This window comes from Puerhibacterium puerhi (genome assembly GCF_009846865.1).
GTDB classification, from domain to species: Bacteria; Actinomycetota; Actinomycetes; order Actinomycetales; family Cellulomonadaceae; genus Puerhibacterium; species Puerhibacterium puerhi.
In genome coordinates this window covers 62,788-87,686 of the sequence record NZ_WUWN01000005.1, presented here as the reverse complement: position 1 = coordinate 87,686, position 24,899 = coordinate 62,788, and the positions used below count along the sequence as shown (strand labels likewise).

19 protein-coding genes and 1 pseudogene are annotated in these 24,899 nt (G+C 75.7%); 9 read left to right on the top strand and 11 right to left on the bottom strand.

The annotated features are described in order from the left end of the window. Window positions 1–12 precede the first annotated feature (12 nt). Window positions 13–4,623 carry an ATP-dependent RNA helicase HrpA gene (hrpA, locus tag GSF02_RS04845; protein ID WP_408003856.1) on the top strand — a complete coding sequence of 1,537 codons (4,611 nt, stop codon included), beginning with the start codon at window positions 13–15 and terminating at the stop codon, window positions 4,621–4,623. Between the two features lie 21 nt (window positions 4,624–4,644). Here hrpA and GSF02_RS04840 read toward each other — a convergent pair whose 3' ends face one another. Next, window positions 4,645–5,976 (bottom strand): hypothetical protein, encoded by a 1,332-nt coding sequence (locus GSF02_RS04840; protein WP_159793271.1) that lies wholly within the window; start codon window positions 5,974–5,976, stop codon window positions 4,645–4,647. A 123-nt stretch (window positions 5,977–6,099) separates the two neighbouring features. On the opposite strand from GSF02_RS04840, the gene GSF02_RS04835 reads away from it, so the two are divergent. After that, a complete protein-coding gene (locus GSF02_RS04835; RefSeq protein ID WP_235915373.1) occupies window positions 6,100–7,038 on the top strand; it encodes a phosphotransferase in 939 nt (312 codons plus the stop codon). Window positions 7,039–7,057: 19 nt separating this feature from the next. On the opposite strand, the gene GSF02_RS18540 is transcribed toward GSF02_RS04835, so the two are convergent. Together GSF02_RS18540 and GSF02_RS04830 are read right to left on the bottom strand one after the other, a co-directional pair. Beyond that, window positions 7,058–7,213: a hypothetical protein gene (locus GSF02_RS18540; protein ID WP_201308794.1), complete on the bottom strand. Its 156-nt coding sequence runs from the start codon at window positions 7,211–7,213 to the stop codon at window positions 7,058–7,060. A 58-nt stretch (window positions 7,214–7,271) separates the two neighbouring features. Further along, complete coding sequence (locus GSF02_RS04830; protein WP_235915372.1) at window positions 7,272–8,069, bottom strand: class E sortase; 798 nt, start codon at window positions 8,067–8,069, stop codon at window positions 7,272–7,274. Window positions 8,070–8,280: 211 nt separating this feature from the next. Here GSF02_RS04830 and GSF02_RS04825 point away from each other — a divergent pair, with 211 nt between their 5' ends. Both GSF02_RS04825 and GSF02_RS04820 read left to right on the top strand, forming a co-directional pair. Beyond that, window positions 8,281–8,661: a PspC domain-containing protein gene (locus GSF02_RS04825; RefSeq protein ID WP_159793269.1), complete on the top strand. Its 381-nt coding sequence runs from the start codon at window positions 8,281–8,283 to the stop codon at window positions 8,659–8,661. A gap of 50 nt (window positions 8,662–8,711) precedes the next feature. Continuing rightward, entirely contained in the window at window positions 8,712–9,266 is a 555-nt protein-coding gene (locus GSF02_RS04820; RefSeq protein ID WP_159793267.1) for an O-acetyl-ADP-ribose deacetylase, read from the top strand. Window positions 9,267–9,441: 175 nt separating this feature from the next. Here the strand turns inward: GSF02_RS04820 and GSF02_RS04815 are convergent, their stop codons facing one another. Both GSF02_RS04815 and GSF02_RS04810 read right to left on the bottom strand, forming a co-directional pair. Further along, window positions 9,442–10,896 carry an APC family permease gene (locus GSF02_RS04815; protein WP_235915371.1) on the bottom strand — a complete coding sequence of 485 codons (1,455 nt, stop codon included), beginning with the start codon at window positions 10,894–10,896 and terminating at the stop codon, window positions 9,442–9,444. Window positions 10,897–11,195: 299 nt separating this feature from the next. Further along, window positions 11,196–12,561, bottom strand: a pseudogene (locus GSF02_RS04810) (APC family permease). Between the two features lie 186 nt (window positions 12,562–12,747). Here GSF02_RS04810 and GSF02_RS04805 point away from each other — a divergent pair. Then, complete coding sequence (locus GSF02_RS04805) at window positions 12,748–14,577, top strand: thiamine pyrophosphate-requiring protein (RefSeq protein WP_159793265.1); 1,830 nt, start codon at window positions 12,748–12,750, stop codon at window positions 14,575–14,577. A gap of 62 nt (window positions 14,578–14,639) precedes the next feature. Here the strand turns inward: GSF02_RS04805 and GSF02_RS04800 are convergent, their stop codons facing one another. Continuing rightward, entirely contained in the window at window positions 14,640–15,491 is an 852-nt protein-coding gene (locus tag GSF02_RS04800; RefSeq protein WP_159793262.1) for an ABC transporter permease, read from the bottom strand. Then, complete coding sequence (locus tag GSF02_RS04795; RefSeq protein WP_159793260.1) at window positions 15,488–16,492, bottom strand: ATP-binding cassette domain-containing protein; 1,005 nt, start codon at window positions 16,490–16,492, stop codon at window positions 15,488–15,490. Before GSF02_RS04795 ends, GSF02_RS04800 begins: the two co-directional genes overlap by 4 nt. A gap of 209 nt (window positions 16,493–16,701) precedes the next feature. On the opposite strand from GSF02_RS04795, the gene GSF02_RS04790 reads away from it, so the two are divergent. From GSF02_RS04790 to GSF02_RS04775, 4 genes are all read left to right on the top strand, one after another. Beyond that, window positions 16,702–17,526 (top strand): TetR/AcrR family transcriptional regulator, encoded by an 825-nt coding sequence (locus GSF02_RS04790; protein ID WP_235915370.1) that lies wholly within the window; start codon window positions 16,702–16,704, stop codon window positions 17,524–17,526. Window positions 17,527–17,788: 262 nt separating this feature from the next. Continuing rightward, window positions 17,789–18,385, top strand: coding sequence for a DNA-3-methyladenine glycosylase I (locus GSF02_RS04785; protein ID WP_159793431.1), 597 nt, complete (start codon window positions 17,789–17,791; stop codon window positions 18,383–18,385). A gap of 70 nt (window positions 18,386–18,455) precedes the next feature. Continuing rightward, window positions 18,456–19,598, top strand: coding sequence for an App1 family protein (locus GSF02_RS04780; protein ID WP_159793256.1), 1,143 nt, complete (start codon window positions 18,456–18,458; stop codon window positions 19,596–19,598). 6 nt (window positions 19,599–19,604) lie between these two features. Continuing rightward, a complete protein-coding gene (locus GSF02_RS04775) occupies window positions 19,605–20,069 on the top strand; it encodes a hypothetical protein (protein WP_159793254.1) in 465 nt (154 codons plus the stop codon). Window positions 20,070–20,088: 19 nt separating this feature from the next. On the opposite strand, the gene GSF02_RS04770 is transcribed toward GSF02_RS04775, so the two are convergent. The 4 genes from GSF02_RS04770 to GSF02_RS04755 all read right to left on the bottom strand — a co-directional run bounded on the left by GSF02_RS04770 (window position 20,089) and on the right by GSF02_RS04755 (window position 24,748). Beyond that, window positions 20,089–20,721 (bottom strand): hypothetical protein, encoded by a 633-nt coding sequence (locus GSF02_RS04770; protein ID WP_159793252.1) that lies wholly within the window; start codon window positions 20,719–20,721, stop codon window positions 20,089–20,091. A 196-nt stretch (window positions 20,722–20,917) separates the two neighbouring features. Further along, window positions 20,918–21,565, bottom strand: a complete 648-nt coding sequence (locus GSF02_RS04765) for a lysophospholipid acyltransferase family protein (protein ID WP_159793250.1) — start codon at window positions 21,563–21,565, stop codon at window positions 20,918–20,920. 60 nt (window positions 21,566–21,625) lie between these two features. Continuing rightward, window positions 21,626–22,639, bottom strand: a complete 1,014-nt coding sequence (locus GSF02_RS04760; RefSeq protein WP_159793248.1) for an alpha/beta hydrolase — start codon at window positions 22,637–22,639, stop codon at window positions 21,626–21,628. A 132-nt stretch (window positions 22,640–22,771) separates the two neighbouring features. Continuing rightward, a complete protein-coding gene (locus GSF02_RS04755) occupies window positions 22,772–24,748 on the bottom strand; it encodes a glycoside hydrolase family 2 protein (protein ID WP_159793246.1) in 1,977 nt (658 codons plus the stop codon). Window positions 24,749–24,899 lie beyond the last annotated feature (151 nt).

The window sequence follows — 24,899 nt, the reverse complement described above, 5'->3', positions numbered from 1 at the left end:
CAGAATCGGGGCGTGGGGAACTCCGGCGGCGCGCGCGGCTCCTCGCCGCGCGCGGCGACACCGCGCACGAGCACGCCGCGCACGAGCACGCCGCGCACGAGCACGCCGCGCACGAGCACGCCGCGCACGAGCACGTCGCGCACGAGCACGCCGCGTCCCGGCTCCGGCGGCGCCGCTCCGGCCCGCGGCGGCCGCGGCCCGGCGGCCCAGGCGGCCCCGGAGAACGGCACGGCCGCCCCGTCGGAGCGGGGCGCCGACCAGCCCCGCGAGCGCGGCCCGCGCCGCGTCTCGCGCGCGCAGCTCGAGCGGCTCGCGGCGGCGCGCGCCGCCGTCGTCGTGCCGCCGATCGCCTACCCCGAGCAGCTGCCCGTCTCCGCGCGCCGCGACGACATCGCGCGCGCCATCGCCGAGAACCAGGTCGTCGTCGTCGCGGGCGAGACCGGCTCGGGCAAGACGACCCAGCTGCCGAAGATCCTGCTGGACCTGGGCCGCGGCCGGGCCGGGCAGATCGGGCACACCCAGCCGCGCCGGATCGCGGCGCGCAGCGTGGCCGAGCGCATCGCCGAGGAGCTGGGCACGCCGCTCGGCGAGATCGTCGGCTACCAGGTGCGGTTCACCGACGCCTCCAGCGAGCAGACGCTGGTCAAGGTCATGACCGACGGCATCCTGCTCGCGCAGATCCAGCGCGACCCGCAGCTGCTGGCCTACGACACGATCGTCATCGACGAGGCGCACGAGCGGTCGCTGAACATCGACTTCCTGCTCGGCTACCTGTCCCGGCTGCTGCCGCAGCGCCCCGACCTCAAGGTGATCATCACCTCCGCGACGATCGACTCCGAGCGGTTCGCGCAGCACTTCTCCCCGGCGCACCTGGCCGAGGTCGGCGGGGCGCCCGAGGACGTCGTGGCCGTGCTGCCGAAGGCCGCCCCGGTCGTCGAGGTCTCCGGGCGCACCTACCCCGTCGAGATCCGCTACCGCCCGCTGACCCCGGACGCCGACCCGGAGACGGGCCGCGTGCCGAAGGGCGCCGAGGACAAGGACCTGGTCACCGGCATCCTCGAGGCCTGCGACGAGCTGATGGCCGAGGGCCCCGGCGACATCCTGGTGTTCCTGTCCGGCGAGCGGGAGATCCACGACGCGCTCGACGGGCTCGAGGGCCACCTCGGCGAGCGGGTCCGCGACCCGAAGCGGCCCGACCACGTGGAGATCCTGCCGCTGTACTCGCGGCTGTCCGCCGCCGAGCAGCACCGCGTGTTCGCCGCCCACCCCGGCCGGCGGATCGTGCTGTCCACGAACGTGGCCGAGACGTCCCTGACCGTGCCGGGCATCCACTACGTCGTCGACACCGGCCTGGCGCGCATCTCGCGCTACTCCAAGGCCACCAAGGTGCAGCGCCTGCCGATCGAGCCGATCTCGCAGGCGTCGGCCAACCAGCGCTCCGGCCGCTCCGGCCGCGTCGCGAACGGTGTCGCGATCCGCCTGTACTCCCAGGAGGACTTCGAGAACCGGCCCGAGTACACCGAGCCGGAGATCCTGCGCACCTCGCTCGCGAGCGTGCTGCTGCAGATGATCTCCGTCGGCGTGGTCAAGGCGCCCGACGACGTCGCGAGGTTCCCGTTCGTGGAGCCCCCGGACACCCGCGCGGTGCGTGACGGCGTGCAGCTGCTGCGCGAGCTCGGCGCGCTGGAGACCCGCGAGGGCCGCACCCGGCTGACCGACGTCGGCCGCACCCTGGCGCAGCTGCCGATGGACCCGCGCCTGGCGCGCATGATCATCGAGGGCTCCCGGCTCGGCGTGGCGCGCGAGGTGGCAATCATCGCCGCCGTCATGAGCATCCAGGACCCGCGCGAGCGCCCCGCCGAGGTGCGCCAGCAGGCCGACCAGCTGCACGCCCGGTTCACCGACCCGACGTCGGACTTCCTGAGCTACCTCAACCTGTGGGAGTACGTGCGCGGCCGGCAGCACGAGCTGTCCGGCTCGGCGTTCCGCCGGCTGTGCAAGGCCGAGCACCTCAACTTCCTGCGCGTGCGCGAGTGGCAGGACGTCGTGGCCCAGCTGCGCGAGATGAGCAAGCCGCTGGGCATCGACATGTCGTACCGCCCGCGGTCGAACGCTGGACAGCTGGTCGAGGCGCCGGCCGAGGAGGGCGCCCAGCCGCGCGCCGGCGAGCTGCGCCGCGAGTGGGACGGCGAGACCGTGCACCGTGCGCTGCTGGCGGGCCTGCTCAGCCAGATCGGCATGCAGGACACCGGCGAGGTCAAGGCCTCCGCCGTCGCCCACCTCAAGGGCGAGGCCCGCGAGCGCGCGCTGCGCCGGGCCGCCAAGCAGGCGCGCAACGAGTACCTCGGCGCCCGCGGCGCGCGGTTCGCGATCTTCCCCGGCTCGCCGCTGAGCAAGAAGCCGCCGGCGTGGGTCATGGCGGGCGAGCTCGTGGAGACCTCCCGGCTGTGGGCCCGCGACGTCGCCCGCATCCAGCCGGAGTGGGCCGAGGAGCTGGCCGGCGAGCTGGTCAAGCGCACCTACTCCGACCCGCACTGGTCCACCAAGCAGGGCGCCGCGATCGCCACCGAGAAGGTGCTGCTGTACGGCATCCCGATCGTGGCCGACCGGCCCGTGCTGTACGCCAAGGTCGACCCCGAGGCGGCGCGCGAGATGTTCCTGCGCCACGCCCTGGTGCAGGGCGAGTGGACCACCCACCACGCGTTCTTCGCCGAGAACCGCCGGCTGCTCGAGGAGGCCGAGCAGGTCGAGGCCCGCTCGCGCCGGCGCGGGCTCGTGGCGTCCGAGGACGACCTGTTCGCCTTCTACGACGAGCGCGTCCCCGCCTCGGTGGTCAGCGCCCGGCACTTCGACCGGTGGTGGTCGCGCGCCCGGCGCGAGACCCCCGACCTGCTGACGTTCCGCCTCGAGGACCTGGTCGACGTCGAGGCCGTGGACCCCCACGAGTTCCCCGAGACCTGGACGCAGGGCGAGCTCACGCTGCCGCTGACCTACCAGTTCCAGCCCGGCACCGACGCCGACGGCGTCACCGTGCACGTGCCGCTGTCCGTGCTGCCGCGGCTGTCGCCGGCCGGCTTCGACTGGATGGTGCCCGGCCTGCTCGAGGAGCTGTGCGTCGCCACGATCCGCTCGCTGCCCAAGGCGGTGCGCGTGCAGCTGGTCCCGGCGCCGGACGTCGGCGCGGCCGTGGCCGCGTGGCTGCGCGAGAACACCCCGTCGTGGGAGGACATGACCCGCGCCGGCGACATGGCCGAGCCGTTCCACGCGGCGTTCTCCCGCGCCGTGCGGGCGCTGCGCGACGTCGTGGTGCCGGACGAGGTGTGGGACGCCGAGCGCGTCGAGCGGCTGCCGGCACACCTGCGCATGACCTTCCGCGTCGTGGACGCGTCGGGTTCCGCCGGCGACGCCCGGGGCGGCCGGGGCGGACACGGGCGGGGTGCCGCCCGCGGACCCGTGGCGCTGGACGAGTCCAAGGACCTGCTGTCGCTGCAGCGGCGCCTGGCCCCGCAGGCCGAGGCCGCGGTGCGCGCCGCGGTCAAGGGCGCCGTGGGCCGGGCGCTCGAGGAGGCGCGCGCCGCGCAGGGCGCTGCGGACGCTCCGGTGCCCGACGCCGCCGCCGAGCGTGCGGCGCCGGTGCGGGCGGCGGGCCGGGCCACCACCGCGGCCGGCCCCGCGATCGCCGAGCAGACCGGCCTGACCACCTGGCCGGCCGGCCTGCCCGACGGCGCGCTGCCCGACGCCGTCTCCACCGACCTCGGCGGCGGGGTGGTCGTGCGCGGCTACCCCGCCCTGGTCGAGGAGCCCGGGCCGAGGCACGAGCCCACGGTGGCGCTGCGCGTCCTGGCGGACGCCGCCGAGCGCGACAGCGCGCACGCCCGCGGCGTGCGCCGGCTGCTGCTGACCGAGACCGCCCTGCAGCCGGGCCGCGTCACCTCGCGGTGGACCGGCACGCAGGCGCTCACGCTGGCCGCGAGCCCGTACCGGAACACCGACGACCTCGTCGCGGACCTCCAGCTCGCCGCCGTCATCGCGCTGACCAGCGGGGACACCGACCTCGCGCCCGGTACGCCGCCCGGGCCCGACGCCGTACAGATCCGCACCGCCGAGCTGTACGGCGAGGCGAAGGCCTTCGTGCGCCGCCACCTGGAGGACGAGGTCCACCGGGTCGCCGGGCACGTCGTGGCCGCGCTGGCCGCCTGGCGCACGCTCGAGGCCGAGGTCCGGGGCACCTCGTCGCTGGCCCTGCTCAACACGCTCACCGACGTCCGGGACCACGCCGCGACGCTGGTCCACCCCGGGTTCGTCAGCGCCACCCCGCCCCGCCGGCTGCCGCACCTGGTGCGCTACCTGCGCGCGGCGTCGTACCGGCTGGAGAAGGCCCAGGCCAACCCGGCCCGCGACGCGGAGCTCGCCTGGCGGGTGCGCGACGTCGAGGAGGCCTACGCCAAGGCGCGCGCCGCCTACGCCGCGGGGCCGGCCGACCCGGCGCGGGCCGCGGAGCTGGCAGAGGTGCGCTGGCAGGTCGAGGAGCTGCGGGTGTCGCTGTTCGCCCAGCAGCTCGGCACGGACGGCGCGGTCAGCGAGAAGCGGATCCGCAAGGTGCTCAGCCCGAACGGCTGGTGACGCGCGCCGGGGCGCCTGCGCTCAGAGCACGCGCAGCCCGGCGGCCACGGCGGCGCCCCGCAGGTCCCGCACCGCGGCGCACTCCAGCGGCACCTGCGACCCGTCGTCGAGCACCAACCAGTGCCGGCGCGTCGCCACCAGGTGCGGCACGCCGCTGACCAGCGCCACGGCCGCGAGGCGCTGCTCGCCGCCGTCGGCACGCGCGACGCGCACCGCGCCGCGGGGTCCCTCGCCGCCAGGTCCCGTGCCGCCGGGTCCCTCGCCGCCGAGCACCAGGCGCGCGGGGCCGGGCGGCACGGCGGTCGGCCCGAGCGGCGGCACGTCGTCGGGCAGCAGCCGCACGCCCACGCCGGGCCCGCCGGAGCGGGCGCGCAGCACGCGCACGCCGAACGACCCCAGCAGCACCGCCACCGGCACCGCGACGAGCCCGACGCCGACCACCACGTGGACGGTCGTGATCGTGCCCGACGTCAGCCGGCCCAGGTAGAGCAGGAGCCCGACGAGGGCCAGCGGCAGCAGCGCCAGGTCGGCCCGGCGCCACGGCGGGCGCTGCGCCTGCGGCTGCGCCAGGCCGTGGAGCACGCGCCAGCCCGTCCACCGGGCGACGTCGTCCCGCTGGAGCGCCGCGACGGCGGTGCTGCGCGCGAGGCGGTACCCGGCCCGCGCCGTGCCGCCGAGCGCCGCGAGCACGAGCGGCAGCGCGGCCGCGCCCACGGCGAGCCGCGCGCCGGGCGAGGGCTGCCCGAGCGCGCCGGCCAGCAGGACGACCCCCGCGGTGAGTGCCAGCGGGTGCAGCACGCCGCGCAGGGCGTCCAGCGCACCGGCGACCCCGCCCACCGACCGGACCCCGGGGTACGGGTTCAGCCCCTCCGGCGCCTCGCGCCGGCGGTACGGGTGCTGCGTCTCGGGGTCGGGGTGACCCGGCGCGTGCCGGTCGGCCGGGAGGGCGAGCACGCGCGGGTCGCGCAGCGCCGTCGCCCACGCCCACCGCAGCCGCCGGGCGCGGACCCAGTCGCGCCGGTACCAGGCCCACCACGCCAGCGTCGCGAGCACGACGACGACGCCGAGCGCGAGCGCCGCGACGTCGCTGCCCTGCCAGCGGCCGCCGTCGACCAGCACCGCGAGCGCCGGCCCCACCCCCGCCCCCAGCCCGAAGGAGCACAGCGCGACCAGCAGCAGCCCGGCGAGCAGGCGCAGGACGCCGCTGTCGCGGCGCTCGGCGAGGCCGAGGCTCCCGGCGGCGAGGTGGTACCAGTCGCCGAACGTCGCCGGCAGGGGCACCTCGTGCGGGAAGAGCGGCAGCGGCGCCCGGCCGCGTCGGGGCGCGGCGGTCCGGACCGTCGTCGGGGTCACGGCGGCATTGTGCCCTGCGGCAACCGCCCTGGGAACCAGCGCCCACGGCGCCGCGCCGTCCGCGCGGACCCCGCGGCGCCAAATCCCTGGCCCGACCGCCGCCCGCCGCCTAGCGTGCGGCCCGTGCCACCGCACCTTCCCCCGCCCGCCCGTCTGCACGACGACGAGGTCGTCGTCACGGCCGACGACGTCCGCCGGCTCCTGGCCGCGCAGCTGCCGCACCTGGCGCACCTGCCGGTCACGGCGGTCGCCGAGTCGGGCACCGACCACCGGCTGTTCCGGCTCGGTGACGCCCTCGTCGCCCGGATGCCCAAGGTGGCGTGGGCGGCGGCCCAGGCCGAGTCCGACGCCCGCTGGCTGCCGGTCCTGGCCCCGCACCTGCCGCTCGACGTGCCCGCACCCGTGGCGCTCGGCGACCCCGACGACGCCTACCCGTTCCGGTGGTCGGTCGCGCCGTGGCTGCCCGGCCGCGCCGTCGGCGACCCGCTCGCCGGGGAGCCGCTCGGGTTCGACGCCGCCGCCGGCGCCGCGGCGCTCGGGGCGTTCGTGCGGGCGCTGCGCGCCGCCGACCCGGCCGGCGGCCCCGTCAAGGAGGGCACCGCGCGCGGGGTGCCGCTGGCCCGGCTCGACGCCGACGTGCGCGCGGCAGTCGCGGCGTCGGGCGACCGGGTCGACGGCCCGGCCGTGCTGCGTGCCTGGGAGCGTGCGCTCGCCGCTGCGCCGTCGTCCGCGCGCGGCTGGATCCACGGCGACCTCATGCCCGGCAACCTGCTGGCCCGCGGCGGGCGCCTGAGCGCCGTCGTCGACTGGGGCGCGCTCGGCGTCGGGGACCCGGCCGCGGACCTGGCCCCCGCGTGGTGGCTGTTCGACGGCGCGGCGCGCCGGCAGTTCCGAGCGGCCGCGACCGAGGGGCTGGCGGACGCGGACGCCGCGTGGGAGCGGGCGCGCGGGTGGGTGCTGGTGCAGGGCGTGATCGCCCTGCCCTACTACTGGGACCGGTGGCCGGCGTTCGCGCGGGCCTCGCAGCGCCGGGTCGCCGCGGTGCTGGCCGACCCCGCCTGACGCGCCGCGGGCTCGAGCGTCAGCCCAGGCTCGGGTCGAGGACGTCGAAGCGGTCGGCCACCCACGGGAACACCCACAGGAACAGGACCGCGACGACGGCGGCGAGCAGCACCAGCGTCTGCAGCAGGCGCCAGAAGAGGTTGCCGGGCAGGTGGCGGAAGATCCAGGCGTACATCAGAGGGCTCCAGGCGTCGGCGGGCGCGTCACAGGACCGGGGATCACGGGACCGGGGCTCACAGGACCGCGGGGTCGGCGAGCACGCTCTCGGGCATGCCGTCGGCGCGGTCCATCCACCCCACGAAGTTGGCGTAGGTGATCCAGCGGTGGGAGTTGCCGTACTCGCCGAGGGTGGGCGAGTGGCACGTGGTCAGCGTGAGCAGGCGCTCGGTGGGCGCGACACCCGGCTGGTTCGGCACGGGCGCCACCACCTCCACCTGGGTGGGCAGCACCACCTCGTGGCTGGTCACCTCGTAGACGTACCAGGTGCTGCGGGTCTCCACGACCACCTGGTCGCCCGGCTCGAGCTCGTTGACGTAGCGGAACGAGTTGCCGTGGCTGCGGCGGTGCCCTGCGAGGGCGAAGTTGCCGACCTCGCCGACCTGCTGGGACTCGGTGTAGTGGCCGGCGGCGGCCTTGTCGAGCACCGACTTGGTGGTGCCCTCCAGGATCGGCATCGCGTTGTCCGTGCGCCCGTACCACCTCGGCACGATCAGGACGCCGAACATCTCCCCGGGCGCGACCGCCTCGGGGACCGGCGGCTCGTCGGTGCGCAGCTCGGCCGCGACGCGCGGCGCCTCCGGCAGCGTCTGCTGGAAGTCGGACATGAGGCCCTCGGCCTCGCCCCGGGCCTGCACGCTGGTCCACCACAGCTGCCACACGACGAAGAGCGCGAGCACCAGGCCGGCGGTGATGAGCAGCTCGCCGAGGACGCCGACGCCGCCCAGCGCCACCCGGCTCGCGCGGGACCCGCGACCACCGCGGGTGTGGCGAGCCCCCTGGCCCGCCTGAGGCACGGTCGTCGTCCCGGCCACCCTGACCCCCTTCTCGTGGCGGCGCACCTCGCGCCGACATGGCACACCCTAGGACCCTCACCCGGACGCGCCGGCCGGCCGGGACCCCGCGCACCGACTGTTCACCCCGGCGGCCACCCGGAGGCCACCCGGAGGCCACCGGACGAAGGTCAGGGTCGCCTCCGGGCGGCACCCGATACCGAGCGCGTGCCCGCCGGGGCAGGCTCGAGACATGAACTCCACCGACCCGTACCCCACCCCCGGCCCGGGCCCCTCCGGAGCCCCGTACCCCGGCCCTCCCCACGCCGGCCAGCCGTACCCGCCGCAGCAGCCGGCCGGGCGCCGCACCTTCTACCGGCCCGCCCGCGGGCGGATGCTCGGCGGCGTGTGCGCCGGCATCGCCGACTACTTCGGCTGGGACCGCACCGTCGTCCGGCTGCTGACCGTCGCGTCGCTGCTGCTGCCCGGCCCGCAGCTGCTGGCCTACGTCGTGCTGTGGGTGCTCGTGCCCGACGAGCACAAGGCCGCTGCCCGCGCCGCCCAGCAGGCCGGCTACACCGGGCCGTACCCCGCGCCGTCGCCCGGCCCGTCGCCGACGCCGCCGGCGGCGTGAGCCGCCCCCGAGCCCGTGCCGGCGCGCGGCCCCGGCGACACACTGGACCGGTGCGCATCACCACGGAGCTCGGGGACATCACCCAGGTCGAGGCGGACGCCATCGTCAACGCGGCGAACTCGTCGCTGCTCGGCGGGGGCGGGGTGGACGGCGCCATCCACGCCGCCGCGGGTCCCGGGCTCCTCGAGGCGTGCCAGGAGCTGCGCCGCACCCGGCTGCCGGGCGGGCTGCCGGTGGGCGACGCCGTCGCGACCCCGGGGTTCGCGCTGCCGGCGCGCTGGGTGATCCACACCGTGGGCCCGAACCGGCACGCCGGGCAGACCGACCCCGCGCTCCTCGGGTCCTGCTTCGCCCGGTCGCTCGACGTCGCGGCGGGCCTGGGCGCCCGGTCGGTCGCGTTCCCCGCCGTCAGCGCCGGCGTCTACGGGTGGGAACCGCAGGACGTCGCCACCATCGCCGTGGAGTCGGTGCGCGGCTGGGCGCCGCCGCGGTCCGACGGCGCCCCGGCCGACCTGGACGGCGCGCCGGGCGACGTCGAGCACGTGCGGTTCGTGCTGTTCAGCGCGCGCCTGCTCGAGGCGTTCGACGCCGCCCTGGCGAGCTGAGCCGCCCCCCTGTCGGGCGCTGTCGCGCGCACGCGAGGTCTGTTCGGTGATTCGTTGGCTGTTCGGCGATCCGGATCACCGAACAGCCAACGAATCACCGAACAGACGCCGGCCCTGCTCCGCGCCGGTCCGGCTCCACGCCGCCCCGCTCCGTGCCGGCCCGCTCCCCCGGCCGTCAGGCGTCGACGTCCTCCAGACGCTCGACGTCCTCGAACCGCGTGGCCTCGTGCCGCACGAACCGGTTGTACGCCCAGGTCGCGACCGCGAGCACGACGCCGACGGCGAGCAGCGCGCCGGCGATCGTGTACTGCTGCTGCTGCGCCTCGCTGCGGGCCCACGGCCCGGCCAGGAACGCGCAGGTGATCGCCCCGAGCACGGCCAGCGGCAACCAGGTGCGGAAGTGACGGTGCTCCACGCTCCTGCGCCGCAGCACGATCAGCGCCACGTTGACGACGGCGAACACCACGAGCAGCAGCAGCGACGTCGTGCCGCCGAGCAGGCTCACGGCGCTGGCGCCGTCGGCGGTCCCGGACTCGCGCACCACCCAGGTGATGAGGCCGAACGCGAGCAGCGTGGTGACGACGATCGCGACCCACGGCGTGCGGCGCGCCCGGTGGACCTTGCCGAAGACCGGCGGCAGCACGCGCTGGTGGGCCATGCCGTACAGCAGGCGCGAGGCCATGAGCATGTTGATCAGCGCGGTGTTCGCGACGGCGAAGATGGCGATGAACGGGAAGATCGTGTCGAACGGCAGGCCCGGCGCGCCCGCGGCCACGACCTGGGTCAGCGCGGACGGCTTGCTCGGGTCGGTGAGGTCGCCCACCGGCACGAGGGCGACGGCGGTGACGGCCACGAGCACGTAGATGACGCCGGTGACGGACAGGCCGGCGATCATCACGCGCGGGAAGTCGCGCACCGGGTCCTTGGTCTCCTCGGCCATGTTGACCGCGTCCTCGAAGCCGACCATCGCGAAGAACGCCAGCGTGGTCGCGGCGGTGACGGCCATGAACACGCCCTTGTCGTCGGCCGACTCGAACACGACCACGCGCGAGAAGTCGGCGCGCCCCTGCAGCACGCCCCACAGGCCCACGACGATCACCAGCAGCAGGCCGGACAGCTCCACGCAGGTGAGCACCACGTTGGCCTTGACGCTCTCGGCCACGCCGCGCAGGTTCACCAGCGCGACGAGCGCCATGAAGCCGAGCGCCATCCACAGCTGCGCGGCGCTGCCGTCGGCGATCCCCAGCCCGAACGCGTCGCTGACGAACCCGGCCACCGCGTTGGACGCCGTCGACGCCGAGGTGATGCCGGAGCACATCACCATGAACGCCACGAGGAACGTCACGACGTGGATGCCGAACGCCTTGTGCGCGTACAGGGCGGCGCCGGCCGCGCTCGGGTACTTGGTGACGAGCTCCAGGTAGGAGAACGCCGTGATGCCGGCGACGGCGAAGGCCACGAGGAACGGGGCCCACGCCGCGCCGCCGACCTCGCCGGCCACCTGGCCCGTGAGCGCGTACACGCCCGTGCCGAGGATGTCGCCGACGACGAACAGCAGCAGGAGCTTGCGGCCCATCACCCGCTTGAGCGGGGGCTGCGTGGTCGGCGTCTGCTCGACCGCCTGAGTCATGGGTCCCTCCTCACGAGCGGCGCACGGGGCGCGGGGCAGCGGTCGTCGCGACGCGACAGGGTCGCGCCGCGCACCGTGCGTCGGCACGCTGACGGCGCGCCCGCTGGGCGCGCCGTCAGGTATGGAATGCAGGTATGGAACCTGCTGGCGGGCAGGTCTGTCGAATCGTGGGCGGCAGGACGGCGGCGACCAGGCACGACGCCGCAGCACCCGATGCCACGACGCCGCACCACCGCCGCAGCGTCGTCGTCCGACGTCGTCGTCCGACGCCGCCGGTCAGGGCCGGCGCCGCCGCGCCCTCACCGGCGCCGCGGCGTCGGGCCCTCGGGGCGGTGCTCGTCGAGCGTCGAGACGTCCTCGAACTGCAGCTTCCGGTGCCGCACGGTGCGGTTGTACACCCAGGTCAGGCCGGACAGCAGCAGCCCGACGGCGAGCAGCGCGCCGGCGATCAGGTACTGCGGCTGCTGCTCCTCGCTGCGCGCCCACGGCCCGGTCAGGAACGCGCAGGTGAGCGCGCCGAGCACGGCCAACGGCGTCCAGGTGCGGAAGTGCGCGTGCCCGACGTGGTCGCGCCGCAGCACCAGCAGCGCCACGTTGACGACGGCGAACACCACGAGCAGCAGCAGCGACGTCGTGCCGCCGAGCAGCGCGACGGCGCTGGCGCCGGTCTCGGTGCCGGACTCCCGCACGACCCACAAGATCAGGCCGAACGCGATGGCCGTGGTGACGAGGATCGACACCCACGGGGTGCGGCGGGTGCGGTGCACGGCGCCGAAGGCGCTCGGCAGCACACCCTGGTTCGCCAGGCCGTAGAGCAGCCGCGAGGCCATGAGCATGTTGATGAGGGCCGAGTTGGCCACGGCGAACATGCCGATGAACGGGAAGATCGTGTCGAACGGCAGCCCGGGTGAGGCCGGCGAGCATCATCCGCGGGAAGTCGCGCACCGGGTCGTGGCACTCCTCGGCCATGTTCACCGAGTCCTCGAAGCCGACCATCGCGAAGAACGCCAGCGTGGTGGCGGCGGTGACGGCCAGGAAGACGCTCTTGTCGTCCGACGACTCGAAGACGACCACCCGGGAGAAGTCGGCGCGGCCCTGCGTCACCGCCCACAGGCCCACGAAGATCACCAGCAGCAGGCCGGACAGCTCGACGAGCGTGAGCACCACGTTGGCCTTGACGCTCTCCCCGACCCCGCGCAGGTTCACCAGCGCGACCAGGGCCATGAACCCCAGCGCGATCGCCATCAGGCCGGGGCCGCCGGGCTCGAGCCCGAGCGAGAACCCGTCCGAGAGGAACCCGGCGAACGCGTTCGCCGCCGTCGAGGCCGAGGTGATGCCCGACGACATCACCATGAACGCCACGACGAACGTGATCACGTGGATGCCGAACGCCTTGTGCGTGTACAGCGCGGCGCCCGCGGCCTGCGGGTACTTGGTGACCAGCTCGAGGTAGCTCAGCGCGGTGATGGTGGCTACCACGAACGCGAGCAGGAACGGCGCCCACGCGGCGCCCCCGACCTCGCCGGCCACCTGGCCGGTCAGCGCGTAGACGCCGGTGCCGAGGATGTCCCCGACGATGAACAGCAGGAGCAGCTTCGGCCCCATGACCCGCCGCAGGCCGCCCTCGGACGCCTCGGCCCTCTCGTTCTCCGCGACCTGGCTCATCGGTCACCGCCTCCTGCCCGTCCCCGCACGGCACCGCTGCGTGCCGCACTGCCCTGTGCCGCCTCGCGCCTCCCCCTCGCTGCGAATGTCTCACGGTGGGTGACGCACGGCACGCGGAGCGCCCAGGGTGCCTGCGGGACGGGCTCCTCGCAGCATGGCCGGGGACGGACCGACCGAGGGAGGGCCATGAGCAGCACGCAGGAGACCACCGAGACGGCCGGCACCCGGTCGGCGGGCACGGTCGCCGACGGGATCGTCGGGCGGCTCGTCGACTGGGGCGTGGAGCGGGTGTTCGGGTACGCGGGCGACGGCATCGACCCGTTGCTGGCGGCGCTGCGCCGGCGCGAGGACGACCTCGAGCTGGTCACCGCCCGCCACGAGGAGATGGCGGCGTTCATGGCCACGGGCCACGCCAAGTACTCCGGCCAGGTCGGCGTCTGCCTCTCGACGCAGGGACCGGGTGCGATCCACCTGCTCAACGGCCTGTACGACGCCAAGCTGGACCGCCAGCCGGTCGTGGCGATCGTCGGGCAGGTGGTGACGACGGCGCTCGGGTCGGGCTACCTGCAGGAGGTGGACCTGTCCACGCTGTTCAAGGACGTGTGCGCGCAGTACGTGCAGACCGTCATGACGCCCGAGCAGCTGCCCCACGTGCTCGACGACGCCTTCCGCACCGCGCTGGCCACCTCCAGCCCGGTGTGCGTCATCGTGCCGCACGACGTGCAGAAGGCCGACCTGCCCGAGCTCGGCCAGGAGCACGGCGTCGTCGTGTCCTCCACCGCGATCTCCCGGCCGCGGTCCGTGCCGCACGACGCCGACCTGCGCCGTGCCGCGGACGTGCTCGCCGCCGGCGAGCGTGTCGCCGTGCTCGTGGGCCAGGGCGCCCGCGGGGCGACCGAGCACGTGCGCGCCGTCGTCGAGCGCCTCGGGGCCGGCCTGACGACGTCGCTGCTGGGCAAGCCGCTGCTGGACGAGTCGCTGCCGTACCACTGCGGGGTCATGGGGCACCTGGGCACCACCGCGTCGGCCGATCTCATGGCCGGGTGCGACACCCTGCTGATCGTCGGCAGCAACGACCCGTGGACCGAGTTCTACCCCGCGCCCGGCCAGGCCCGGGCCGTGCAGGTCGACCTCACCGGCCGCAACGTCGGCGCCAAGTACCCGGTCGAGGCGCCGCTGGTCGGTGACGCCGCCGAGACGCTCGAGGCGCTGCTGCCGCTGCTGCCGGAGCAGGCCGGCTGGCGCGAGCAGGTCGAGGGCTTCGTGCGCGGCTGGCAGGACGTCGCCCGGCAGCGGGTCGAGCAGCGCACCGCGGCGCTCAACCCGCAGCTGGTGGTGCACGAGCTGTCCGCGCACCTGCCCGCCGACGCGCAGGTGGCCGTCGACGTCGGCTCGGTGACCTACTGGTACGGCCGGTTCCTGCGGCTCCCGGCCGGGGTGCCCGCCCACCTGTGCAGCACGCTGGCCTCGATGGGCTCGGCCATGCCGTACGGGCTGGCCGCCAAGCTGCTGCACCCCGACCGGCCGGTCGTGGCGCTCGCGGGCGACGGCGCGATGCAGATGAACGGCATCAACGAGCTCGTCACGGTGGCAGCCCGGTGGCGCGACTGGGCCGACCCGCGGTTCGTGGTGCTCGTGCTCAACAACCGCGACCTGGCCGAGGTCTCCTGGGAGCAGCGGGAGATGGAGGGCGACCCCCGCTTCCCCACCTCGCAGCACGTGCCCGACTTCCCCTACGCCGGGTACGCCGAGCTCCTGGGCCTGCGCGGGATCCGGGTGGAGCGGCCGGAACAGGTGGCGGACGCCTGGCGCGAGGCGCTCGCGGCCGACCGGCCGGTGGTGGTCGAGGCGGTGGTCGACCGGGACACGCCGCTGCTGGCGCCGCGGATGCCGGGGTCGAAGGTGGACCAGATGGTCCACGGCCTGGCGCAGGAGGCCGACGGCGCCGCGGCCACGGGCCTGCTGCGCGAGCAGCGGGGGCACGAGGGGGCCGAAGAGGTGGCCGGCGAGGGCTGAGCCGCACCGTCCGGCGGCCTCCGCGCCCGGCGGCGGGCCGGGCGCGGAGGCGGGCCGGTGTCTCACCGCCGCCGGCGGAACCCCCACGCGGCGGCCACGGCGAACACCAGCGCGAGCCCCACGCACCAGGCCACGGCCAGCAGCGCCGTCGCGCCGACGTCGGTCCCCGGCGCCGCGCCGACCAGCAGCGAGCGCACCGCCTCGATGACGGGCGTGACCGGCTGGTGCTCGGCGAACCCGCGCAGCCACGTGGGCATGGTGTCCACCGGCACGAAGGCGCTGGAGACGTACGGCAGGAACATCACGAAGAACGTGAAGCCGTTCGCGGCGTCCGGGGACCGCACCAGCACGCCGACGAACGCGGCCGACCAGCTGATCGCGTGGACGAACAGCAGCAGGAGCCCCACCGCGCCGAGCCAGTCGAGCAGCGAGGCGTCGGGCCGGAACCCGATCGCCACCGCGACACCGAAGACGATGGCGGTCGTGAGGAGGTTCTTCACGAGGCTGGCCGCGACGTGGCCGGTGAGCATCGTCCACGGCGCCATCGGCATCGACCGCAGCCGGTCGACCATGCCGCCGGACATGTCGTGCTCGACGGCCATCGCGGTGCTGGCGGCGCCGAACCCGGCGCACAGCAGGATGATGCCCGGCGTGGCGTAGGTGACGTACGCGCCGCCCACGTCCATGGCCCCGCCGAACACGTAGGTGAACAGCAGCAGGATCGCCACGGGCAGCACGGCGGCCGTGATGACCGAGTCCAGGTCGCGGCGCGCGAGCCGCAGCGCGCGGCCCGACATGGTGACGACGTCGGCGAGCGCGTCGCCGGCCCGGCCCAGGGCCGACGCCGGGGCGTTCGCGCGCACGCCGGCCCGGGACGTCGGCGGCGACGCGGGGGACGGGGCGAGGGCGGTCATGCCGCCACCTCCTTCGCCGTGAGGTCGGCGGACTGGCCGGCGGACTGGCCGGCGGGCCGGCCGGCGGCGCCGGTGCGGTGGCCGGTCAGGGCCAGGAACGCGTCGTCGAGCGTGGGCTGGCGCACGGTCCACGCCGTGGGGACGACGCCGGTGGCCGCGGCGGCGTCGAGCACCGCGCGGGCGTGGGCGAGCGAGCCGTCGGTGGGCGCCAGGACCCGCGCGCCCTCGGCCGCAGGCAGCCCGAGCGCGCCGCGCACGCGGTCGGCGTCGGCGGCCGTGGCGAGGTCGAGCTCGACGCTCGCCTCCCCCACCTGCCGCTTGAGCGCCGCCGGCGTGCCCTCGGCGGCCACCCGGCCGCCGTCGACGAGCGCGACCCGGTCGGCGAGGCGGTCCGCCTCCTCGAGGTACTGCGTGGTGAGGAACAGGCTGGTGCCCGCGGCGACGACGTCGCGCACCACCTCCCAGACGGCCTGGCGCGAGCGCGGGTCGAGCCCGGTGGTGGGCTCGTCGAGGAACAGCACCTGCGGCCGGGTGAGGAGCCCGGCGGCGAGGTCGAGCCGGCGTCGGGTGCCGCCGGAGCAGGTGGCGGCCCGGCGGTCGGCCACGCCGGCGAGGTCGAACGCGGCGAGCAGCTCGTCGACCCGGCCGCGCACGGCCCGCCGGGGCAGGTGCGCGAGGCGGCCCATCATCGTGAGGTTCTCCCGGACGCTCTGCTTGAGGTCGAGCGCGACCTGCTGCCCGGTGAGGCTGATGAGCGGGCGCACGCGGGCGGCGTCGCGGACGACGTCGTGGCCGGCCACGGTGGCCCGCCCGCCGTCGGGGCGCAGCAGCGTGGTGAGGATCCGGACGGTGGTGGTCTTGCCGGCCCCGTTGGGGCCGAGGAGGGCGAGGACCTCGCCGCGGTGCAGCGCGAGGTCTACGCCGTCGAGCACGCGGACGCGGCGGCGCGGCGGACCGAAGTCCTTGCGCAGCCCCTCCGCCAGGACGAGCGCGTCGGTCATGGTGGCTCCCGGGTCGATGGATGTCTCGGGTCTAAACTGTTTATGCCGTCTACACTGTTTACGGTAGAGACGGTTTTGCGGCGGCGTCAAGGGTCTCCGGGCAAGGGTTCCGGGCAAGGGTCTCCGGGCAGGGTCTCCGGGCGCCGCCCGGGGTGCCGCGGTCGGCTGGGCGGTCGGGGCGCCGGCGGGGAGCGGGCAGGATGGGCGTCATGAGCGAAGCCGGAACCGACGCCGTCGTCCCGCCCGAGCTGCAGCGGCTGTGGCGCCGGCAGCCCGCCGGGCGCCGCGGCCCCAGGCCGGCGCTGAGCGTGGACCGGATCGTGCAGACGGCAGTGGAGATCGCCGACGCCGAAGGCCTCGCGGCCGTCTCCATGGCCCGCGTCGCCGACGCCCTCGGCTTCACGCCGATGGCGCTGTACCGCCACGTCTCCGGCAAGGACGAGCTGCTGGCGCTCATGGCCGACGCCGTGCCCGGCCCGCCGCCGCCCATCCCCGCCGACCTCGGCTGGCGCGACGCGCTGGAGCTGTGGACCCGCTCGCAGATCGAGCTGGCGATGACGCGGCCGTGGTACCTCGACCTGCCGCTGAGCAGCGTGACGCCCGGCCCCCAGCGCGCGGCCTGGCTCGAGGCCGCCTTCTACGCGATGCGCGACCTCGCCCTGCCCGCCGACGAGAAGATGGCGATCGCCGGGCTGCTCGCCCAGCACGTGCTCGGCGAGACGCGGGTGCAGGTGGAGAGCCGGCGCACGGCGGTGCAGCGGGTCCGCCGGGCGGCAGGGCTCGGCGACGACGTGCCGGACTCGGAGCTCGACCCCGAAGCCCTGGCGGCGGCGCACCCGTACGCCGACTTCGAGCTGATCCTCACCCGCCTGGCCTCGCCCGAGGAGTACCCGTACCTCGCCGGGGCGCTGGCCTCCTGGGAGCCCTCGCCGGGCGGCGAGCCCAGCAGCGACGACGAGATCGCCTTCGGCGTCGGCGTGGTCCTCGACGGCATCGAGGCGTGGGTGGCCCGGCGCGGGGCCGGCACGGCCTGACCTCGGCCGGACGGCGCGGGCGGATCGGCCGCGTGGAGCGGGCGGACCACCCCGGGTGGCGCGGTCGGGCCGGCCGCCGCGCGAGCGCGCTGCGGCTCGGGCCGTACCTCCGACGGTGGCGGCCCCACCGCCGTCCACAGGCGCCCCGCGGCACGTGCCGGGTGTGGGCGGTCGGCGGCAGGCTGGGGGCATGACGACGAACGACGCGGCGCCCCACCGCACGGCGCCCGACGACGCGACGCCCGAGGGCGCGGCCGCGGACATGCCGGAGCCCGCGGAGGCTCGCGCGGGCGTCCTCGCCGGCGCGCCGGCCCGGTGCTTCGGCGACGGCGACCCGCTCTACGAGGCCTACCACGACACCGAGTGGGGCCGGCCGGTGCACGGCGAGGCGGCGCTGCTGGAGCGGATCGCCCTCGAGGGCTTCCAGTCGGGGCTCGCCTGGATCACGGTGCTTCGCAAGCGTCCCGCGTTCCGGGAGCTGTTCCACGGCTTCGAGCCCGAGCGGGTCGCAGCCATGACGGAGGCGGACGTCGAGCAGCTGATGGGCGACGCCCGGATCATCCGCAACCGCGCCAAGATCGAGGCGACGATCGCGAACGCCCGCGCCGTCGTGGCGCTGCACGAGGACGGCACGACTCTCGACGAGCTGTTCTGGTCCTTCGCCCCGCCGCCCCGCGCGGCGAACCCCGCCCCGGGCGAGGTGCCGGCCACGACGCCGGAGTCCGTGGCGATGGCCAAGGCGCTGAAGAAGCGCGGCTTCCGGTTCTTCGGCCCGACGACGGCGTACGCGGCGATGCAGGCCTGCGGCCTCGTGGACGACCACCTGGCGACGTGCCCCGTGGTCCTCGAACGGGCCTGAGCGGCGGGGCGGCGGGGCAGTCGTGCACGCCTGACCAGCGACGACGGCCACTCGGTGCGAGGGTGGTCCCATGGCTCGCACCACGCGCCGCGAGACTCAGCGGCCGCACCTGACCGCCGTCGTCGAGGACGCCGTCCTGCGCGTCCTCGGCCCGTTCCTGCGCCGCACCTTCGGCTGGGTCCCGCAGGTGGAGGCGTACACCGGCTACGGGACGCCGGAGCGCGTGCGGGTGCTCGCCCGCGTCGTGCTCGCGCCGCGGCGCGGGCCGCTCGCCCCGCCGGAGCCGGACCGCCGGGGGTTCCGCGCCTACCTCGCCGTGCCGGCCCCGCAGGAGCGGATCGTCGTGACCGTCGAGGGCGTGCGCGTCGACGTCGTCGCCGACCGCGCCGGGTACGTGGACGTCGAGGTGGACCTGCCGCCCGGTCGCCCGCTGCCGGCCGGCTGGCAGCGGGCGGAGCTCGCCCCCGCGGCCGACGCCCCGGCCGGCCGGCCGGCGGGCCCCGTGACGACGGCGGCGCTGCGGGTCGTGGACGACGAGCCGACGCTGGGCGTGATCAGCGACATCGACGACACCACGATGGTGACGATGGTGCCGCGGCTGCTGCTCGCGGCGTGGAACTCGCTGGTCCGCCCGGCGGCCGCGCGCACGCCCGTGCACGGCATGGCGCACCTGTACGCCCGCGTCGCCGCGGCGCACCCCGACGCCCCGTTCGTCTACGTCTCCACCGGCGCGTGGAACACAGCGCGCACGTTGCGCCGGTTCCTCGCCCGCCACGGCTTCCCGCCCGGCCCGCTGCTGCTCACCGACTTCGGTCCGACCCAGACGGGCTGGTTCCGCAGCGGGCCCGAGCACAAGGACGCCGAGATCGACCGGCTCATGGCCACGTTCCCGCAGGTCACGTGGCTGCTGGTCGGGGACGACGGGCAGCACGACCCCGACATCTACGCCCGGGCCGCCGAGCGCTGGCCGGGGCGGGTCGCCGCCGTGGCGATCCGCACGCTGTCGCAGGCCCAGCGGGTGCTCGCCGTCGGCGCCGGTCCGGCCGGCAGCCGCACGACCGCACCGCCGGAGCACCTGCCGCGCGCGGCCGACGGCGTGCCCACGGTGGTCGCGCCCGACGGGATGGCCCTCGCCCGCCGCCTCGCCGAGGTGCCCGGCGTGCTCACCGCACCGCCCCAGGGCCGTCTCGGTGAGAAGTCTCGGGGAGAATGAGCGGCGATGAGCACCTTCAGCTACCCCAGCGACACCTTCCCCGCGTTCCCCGGCGTCACGCTCGAGTGCCCGCAGGGCTGGGTGCCGCAGCCCGTGCCGGGCGCACAGCTCGCCGTCGCGCGACCCACCGGGGGCCTCGTGGCCAACGTGGTGGTCGTGATCTCCCGCCTCCTGCCCGGCCAGTCGCTCGAGGGCGCCACCGACGAGTCGATCTCCCGGTTCAGCGCGCTGCCCGGGGCGACGCTCGAGCGTACCGAGGTCAAGGTGTCCGGGCTGCTGGGCCAGCGGATCGAGGCCTCGTGGACCGACCCGCGGGCCGGGGCCGTGACGCAGGCGGTGCACCTCGCCGTCGTCGAGCACGACGGCGTCGCCGACCTGGTGCAGATCACCGGCACCTGTGGCGGGCCGCAGGCGGCGAAGACCCTCGCGGCCATCCGCGACATCCAGGACAGCGTGCAGATCGCCGCCTGACCGGCGGGCCCCGCGGGCGTCAGTCCTGCGGGGCGGTGCCGAGCGCGGCCAGGTCCGCCAGCCGCGCGCGCCAGAACTGCTTGAGCGTCGCGGCCTCCTCCGCCGTCGGGATGCCGCGGTGCGTGGCGGACATCCGCAGCCGGCCGGTGGGCGCCCCCTCGGCGTCGCGCGGCTGGTAGAAGTCGAAGACCACGCTGCCCGGCTTGTCGGCGGGCGCCCCGACGGCGCCGACCGGCCACGCGATCCGCACCGAGCGGCCGTCGACACCGCCGACCACCTCGACCCGCTCCCCCGCCGACACCTCCGGCAGCGCCGGGTCCAGCCAGCGCGCCCGCGCGCCGGCGTCGGCGAGCAGCGGGTACCAGTCCGCCACGGTGCCGGGCAGCGTCTTGGACGGCGCGGCCTCGAACGCGCCGCCGCGCCGCTGACCCGGGGCGCGCAGGCCGCGCTCCTGCTCGTAGGCCACGGTGACGGACTGCGCCCACCACCCGTCGACACCGTGGGCGTCCACGAGCCACGCGGCGATCTGCTTGTGCTGCCAGGCGACGGCGCCGGCGTCGTCGAGGAGCGTGAACCACTCGGGCCGGGGACGTCCGGTCGCCGCGACGACGCTGTCCTCGCCGACCGCCTCGGTGCTGCGTCGGGTGCTCATGCGGTCAGCGTACGAGCCGCCACGGCGCCGCACCCCGCCACGCACCCCCCGACCGCGTTGTCAGAAGCAGCGCAGGCTATAGCGCACCCTCGTACTGACAACCCGAACACCGACCGTGTTGTCAGAAGCAGCGCAGGCTATAGCGCACCCTCGTACTGACAACCCGCGGAGGGAGGGAGGGGGAAGGTGCGGACGGTCAGGACGAGAGCTCCTGGCCGCTCATGCGGTGGATCGAGGCCATGACCTGGTCGGTGAGCTCGCGGCGCACCTGCGCCGGCCGGGCCCCCGTGGTGAGCTGGCGCGACGGGTCGATCGGCGCGCCGAAGTGCACCTGCACCCCGCGGTACGGCCGGGGCAGCCGCTTGCCCACCGGCTGCACCTTGTCGGTGCCGCGCAGGGCCACCGGCACCACGGGCGCCTGGCCGGCCAGCGCCAGCCAGGCCACGCCGGTGTGCCCCTGGTGCAGCTTGCCGTCGCGGGAGCGGGTGCCCTCCGGATAGATCCCGAACGCCCCGCCACGGCGCAGCACCACCAGGGCGTCCTCGAGGGAGCGCTGCCCGGCGCGCGGGTCCTCCCGGTCCACCGGCACGTGGCCCATCGTGGTGAAGAACCAGCGCGAGATGCGGCCCTTGATGCCCTTGCCCGTGAAGTACTCCGCCTTGGCGATGAACGTGACCTGCCGGGGCACCACCAGCGGGATGATCACCGAGTCGATGAACGACAGGTGGTTGCTCGCCAGGATCACCGGTCCGCGGCGCGGGACGTTGTGCAGTCCGGTCACCTGCGGCCGCAGCAGCACGTACGCCACGAGCGACAGCACCAGGCGGAGAAGACGGTAGGTCACCGGGCCATTGTGCACCGCCCGACCTCAGCGCGGTACGTCGTCGCCGGTCAGCGCCCCGCCTCAGGAGCCCACCGGACGTCCCGCCGCGCTCGCGGTGCCCGGCACCGACGGCCCTGGCAGAGGCGTCAGCGCGAGGCTCAGGAAGGCCGTCAGCCGGTCGAGCGCCGGCCCGGAGGCGGCGCACCATCCCGGGAACGCCATGATGCCGTGCGGACTGTCGACGTAGTGCGCGTGCTCCACGTGCACCCCGGCCGCCCGCAGCGCCGCGGCGTAGCGCTCGCCGTCCTCGCGCAGGTAGTCGTGGTCGGCGGTGAGCACGAAGGCGGGCGGCAGCCCGGCGTGGTCGGGAGCCAGCTGCGGCGAGACCAGCGGGTCGGTGGGGTCGCCGTGCTCGCCGAGGTACGCCGCGACCATGTCGGGGGCGTCGGCGGACCGTCCGAAGGGCCAGCGCGCCGACGGGTGCATCATCGGGGCCTCGGGGCGCAGGTCGAACGCGCCCTGGAGCAGGCCCTGGGCGCGGATGCGCGGACCACCCCGCTCGCGCGCCATGAGGGTGACCGTGGCCGCGAGGTTCGCCCCGGCGCTCTCCCCGACGACGGCGAGGCGCCCCGCGTCGCCCCCGAGCTCCGCCGCATGGGACGCGACCCAGGCCACGACGGCGTAGCAGTCCTCCCCCGCGGCAGGCGCCGGGTGCTCCGGGGCCAGCCGGTAGCCGGGGGAGACGACGACCGCGCGCAGGCGCGCCGCCAGGTGGCTGGAGAGCCACGCCGTCGTGACGGCGTCGCCGAAGACGAACCCGCCACCGGGCAGCGTGACGAGGAGCGGCAGGCGTTCCCCGGCGTGCCACCCCGAGGGCCGGTACCTCCGCGCAGGGATCGCGCCCGCCGGCCCGGGCACGGCGATCTCGTCGACGCCCACCGTCCGCTCGGGGCGGCCGCTGAGCACCTCGCCCAGCCACCGCGGGCCGGCGCGCGAGCGCAGCCGCCGCCGCTTCGCGTCCGACATCGTGGCGAACGGGCCCACCGCCCTGTCCACCACCGCGCCCAGGGCGCGCACCCGCCAGGTCAGCGCCATGACGCACTCCCTCCGCGGGGCTCCGGCCGCCACCTCGGTAGCCGGAGTCCCACGGTGAGGATGCGTCCGGGGCGCCACCCCGGCCAGGTCCGATTCCGGTGATCCTCGGCCCGACGGCCGCGCCGGGTGCCGTCAGGAGGCCGAGGCCGACGCGGCAGCCGTCCCGCCCCTGCCGGTGGCGGCTTCCTCGGCGGCGTCCGGCGTCGTGCCCGGCGCGCTCGGGCGCGGGCCGGCGCCGGCCACGCGGCCGGCCTTCTCGAACGCGGCGGCCCGCTCCTGCACGGCGCGCACCCGGGCGACGTCGAGCTTCTCGGAGCGGTCGAACCGGTAGATGCCGTTCTGCTCCTGGAACACGTCGGTGAGCTGGGTGTAGCAGTAGCCGAACATCAGCGGGTCGTCGAGCAGCACGTCGGTCAGCCCGGCGAAGCGCTCGTGGAACTCCTCCTCGTCGGCCACGCGCTGCCCGTAGCCCCACGACTCCGCCTCGTCGTCGCCAGCGGCCTGCGCGGCGGCCTCCGGGTTCCACCAGATGCCGCCGTACTCGCTGACGAAGTACGGCTGGCCGCGGTACGGCAGGGACATGCGCGTGCCGTCCTCCCGGGTGTTCTCGTACGGGTGTCCGTCGGCCAGGCCGCCGACCATCAGGGCGAAGACCTGCGGGTCCTGCTCGTACAGGTGCGAGTCCCACACGTCGGTCTCGTCGACGCGGTGGGAGTAGCCGCTCGCGTCGATCACCGGGCGCGACGGGTCGGCCTGCTTGGTGGCCAGGAACATCCCGCGCGTGACGTCGTCGAGCACAGTGATCCGGTCGTGCCAGTCCTGGTGAGTCTCGTTGAGGGGGCACCAGCCGACGATCGACGGGTGCGACCGGTCGCGCTCGAGCACCTCGAGCCACTGCGTGACGAACGACGCCGTCGGCTTCTGGTTGTGCCCGGGGCCGCCCTGTCCGCTGACGCCCCAGTCGCCGAACTCGCCCCAGACGAGGTAGCCGAGCCGGTCGGCGTGGAACAGGTAGCGCTCCTCGAACACCTTCTGGTGCAGGCGCGCACCGTTGAACCCGGCGGCCAGGCCCAGCTCGATGTCCCGCACCAGCGCCGCGTCGTCGGGCGCCGTCATCAGCGACTCGGGCCAGTAGCCCTGGTCCAGCACGAGGCGCTGGAACACCGGCTCGCCGTTGAGCAGGAACGACGTGCCGTCGATCGCGACCGAGCGCAGGCCGGCGTACGACCGCACGGCGTCGACGACGGCGCCGTCGGCGTCGCGCAGCTCGACCACGACGTCGTAGAGGAACGGGTCGGCGGGCGACCAGGTGCGCTGCCGCTCGGCGGGCAGCACGACGCGCAGCGACGGCGCGAGGTCCAGGTCGGCGCGCGCCTGCGCGACGGCGACCTCGCCGTCGTCGTCGCTCACCACGGCGCGCACCGTCCAGCCGGGCCGGTTGGCGGACAGCGGCACGACGACGTCGAGCGCGCCGGCGGCCAGCTGCGGGGTGATCTGCGGGCGGCGCAGGTGCACGGCCGGCACCGGCTCGAGCCACACGGTCTGCCAGATGCCGGTGGTGCGGGTGTAGTTGCAGTGCGTGTTGGCGTACCAGGTCGCCTGCTTGCCGCGGGCCTGCAGGGCCTCGCGCGGGTCGCGCGCCCGCACGACGACGGTCACGGTGTCGCCGGGGGCGGCCAGCCCGTGCAGGTCGGCGGTGAACGGCGTGAACCCGCCGCGGTGGCGGGTCACCTCGACGCCGTCGACCCACACGGTCGCGTCGTGGTCGACCGCGCCCAGGTGCAGCAGCACGTGCACGTCGTCGCCGACCGCCGCCCAGTCGGCCGGCACGGTGACCTCGCGGCGGTACCAGACGGCCTCGAGGAAGTCGGTGTTGCCGATCCCCGACAGCTCGGACTCCGGTGCGAACGGCACGGTGATCTCGCCGCTCAGCGGCCGCTCCACCAGCCCGCGCTCCAGGCCCGAGTCGCCCTGGTCGAGCTCGAACTGCCAGGTGCCGTTGAGGTTGAGCCAGCGCTCGCGCACCATCTGCGGGCGGGGGTACTCGGGGCGGGGGACGGAGGTGGGCGTCGGGGCGCTCGGCGGGTCGAGCAGGTCCAGTCGAGTCATGGGTGCGGCTCCGTTGCTTCGTCGCGTCGCCAGGGCGCCCGGAGGCGGCCGCGGCGTCGTCCGGCGGTCGTGTGGCTCCTCGATCGAAACACCCCCGGCGACAGATTGCAACGTTGAATCACGGGAGCACCGCGGCACGCGCGGGCGCGCC

Excerpts from the sequence above, each read along its gene's own strand:
- GSF02_RS18540 (WP_201308794.1), bottom strand. The coding sequence starts at position 7,213 with ATGTACGCCTGGATCTTCCGCCACCTGCCCGGCAACCTCTTCTGGCGC.
- GSF02_RS04825 (WP_159793269.1), top strand. The coding sequence starts at position 8,281 with ATGAACTCCACCGACCCGTACCCCACCCCCGGCCCGGGCCCCTCCGGA.
- GSF02_RS04815 (WP_235915371.1), bottom strand. The coding sequence starts at position 10,896 with ATGACTCAGGCGGTCGAGCAGACGCCGACCACGCAGCCCCCGCTCAAG.
- GSF02_RS04805 (WP_159793265.1), top strand. The coding sequence starts at position 12,748 with ATGAGCAGCACGCAGGAGACCACCGAGACGGCCGGCACCCGGTCGGCG.
- GSF02_RS04800 (WP_159793262.1), bottom strand. The coding sequence starts at position 15,491 with ATGACCGCCCTCGCCCCGTCCCCCGCGTCGCCGCCGACGTCCCGGGCC.
- GSF02_RS04795 (WP_159793260.1), bottom strand. The coding sequence starts at position 16,492 with ATGACCGACGCGCTCGTCCTGGCGGAGGGGCTGCGCAAGGACTTCGGT.
- GSF02_RS04790 (WP_235915370.1), top strand. The coding sequence starts at position 16,702 with ATGAGCGAAGCCGGAACCGACGCCGTCGTCCCGCCCGAGCTGCAGCGG.
- GSF02_RS04785 (WP_159793431.1), top strand. The coding sequence starts at position 17,789 with ATGCCGGAGCCCGCGGAGGCTCGCGCGGGCGTCCTCGCCGGCGCGCCG.
- GSF02_RS04780 (WP_159793256.1), top strand. The coding sequence starts at position 18,456 with ATGGCTCGCACCACGCGCCGCGAGACTCAGCGGCCGCACCTGACCGCC.
- GSF02_RS04775 (WP_159793254.1), top strand. The coding sequence starts at position 19,605 with ATGAGCACCTTCAGCTACCCCAGCGACACCTTCCCCGCGTTCCCCGGC.
- GSF02_RS04770 (WP_159793252.1), bottom strand. The coding sequence starts at position 20,721 with ATGAGCACCCGACGCAGCACCGAGGCGGTCGGCGAGGACAGCGTCGTC.
- GSF02_RS04760 (WP_159793248.1), bottom strand. The coding sequence starts at position 22,639 with ATGGCGCTGACCTGGCGGGTGCGCGCCCTGGGCGCGGTGGTGGACAGG.
- GSF02_RS04755 (WP_159793246.1), bottom strand. The coding sequence starts at position 24,748 with ATGACTCGACTGGACCTGCTCGACCCGCCGAGCGCCCCGACGCCCACC.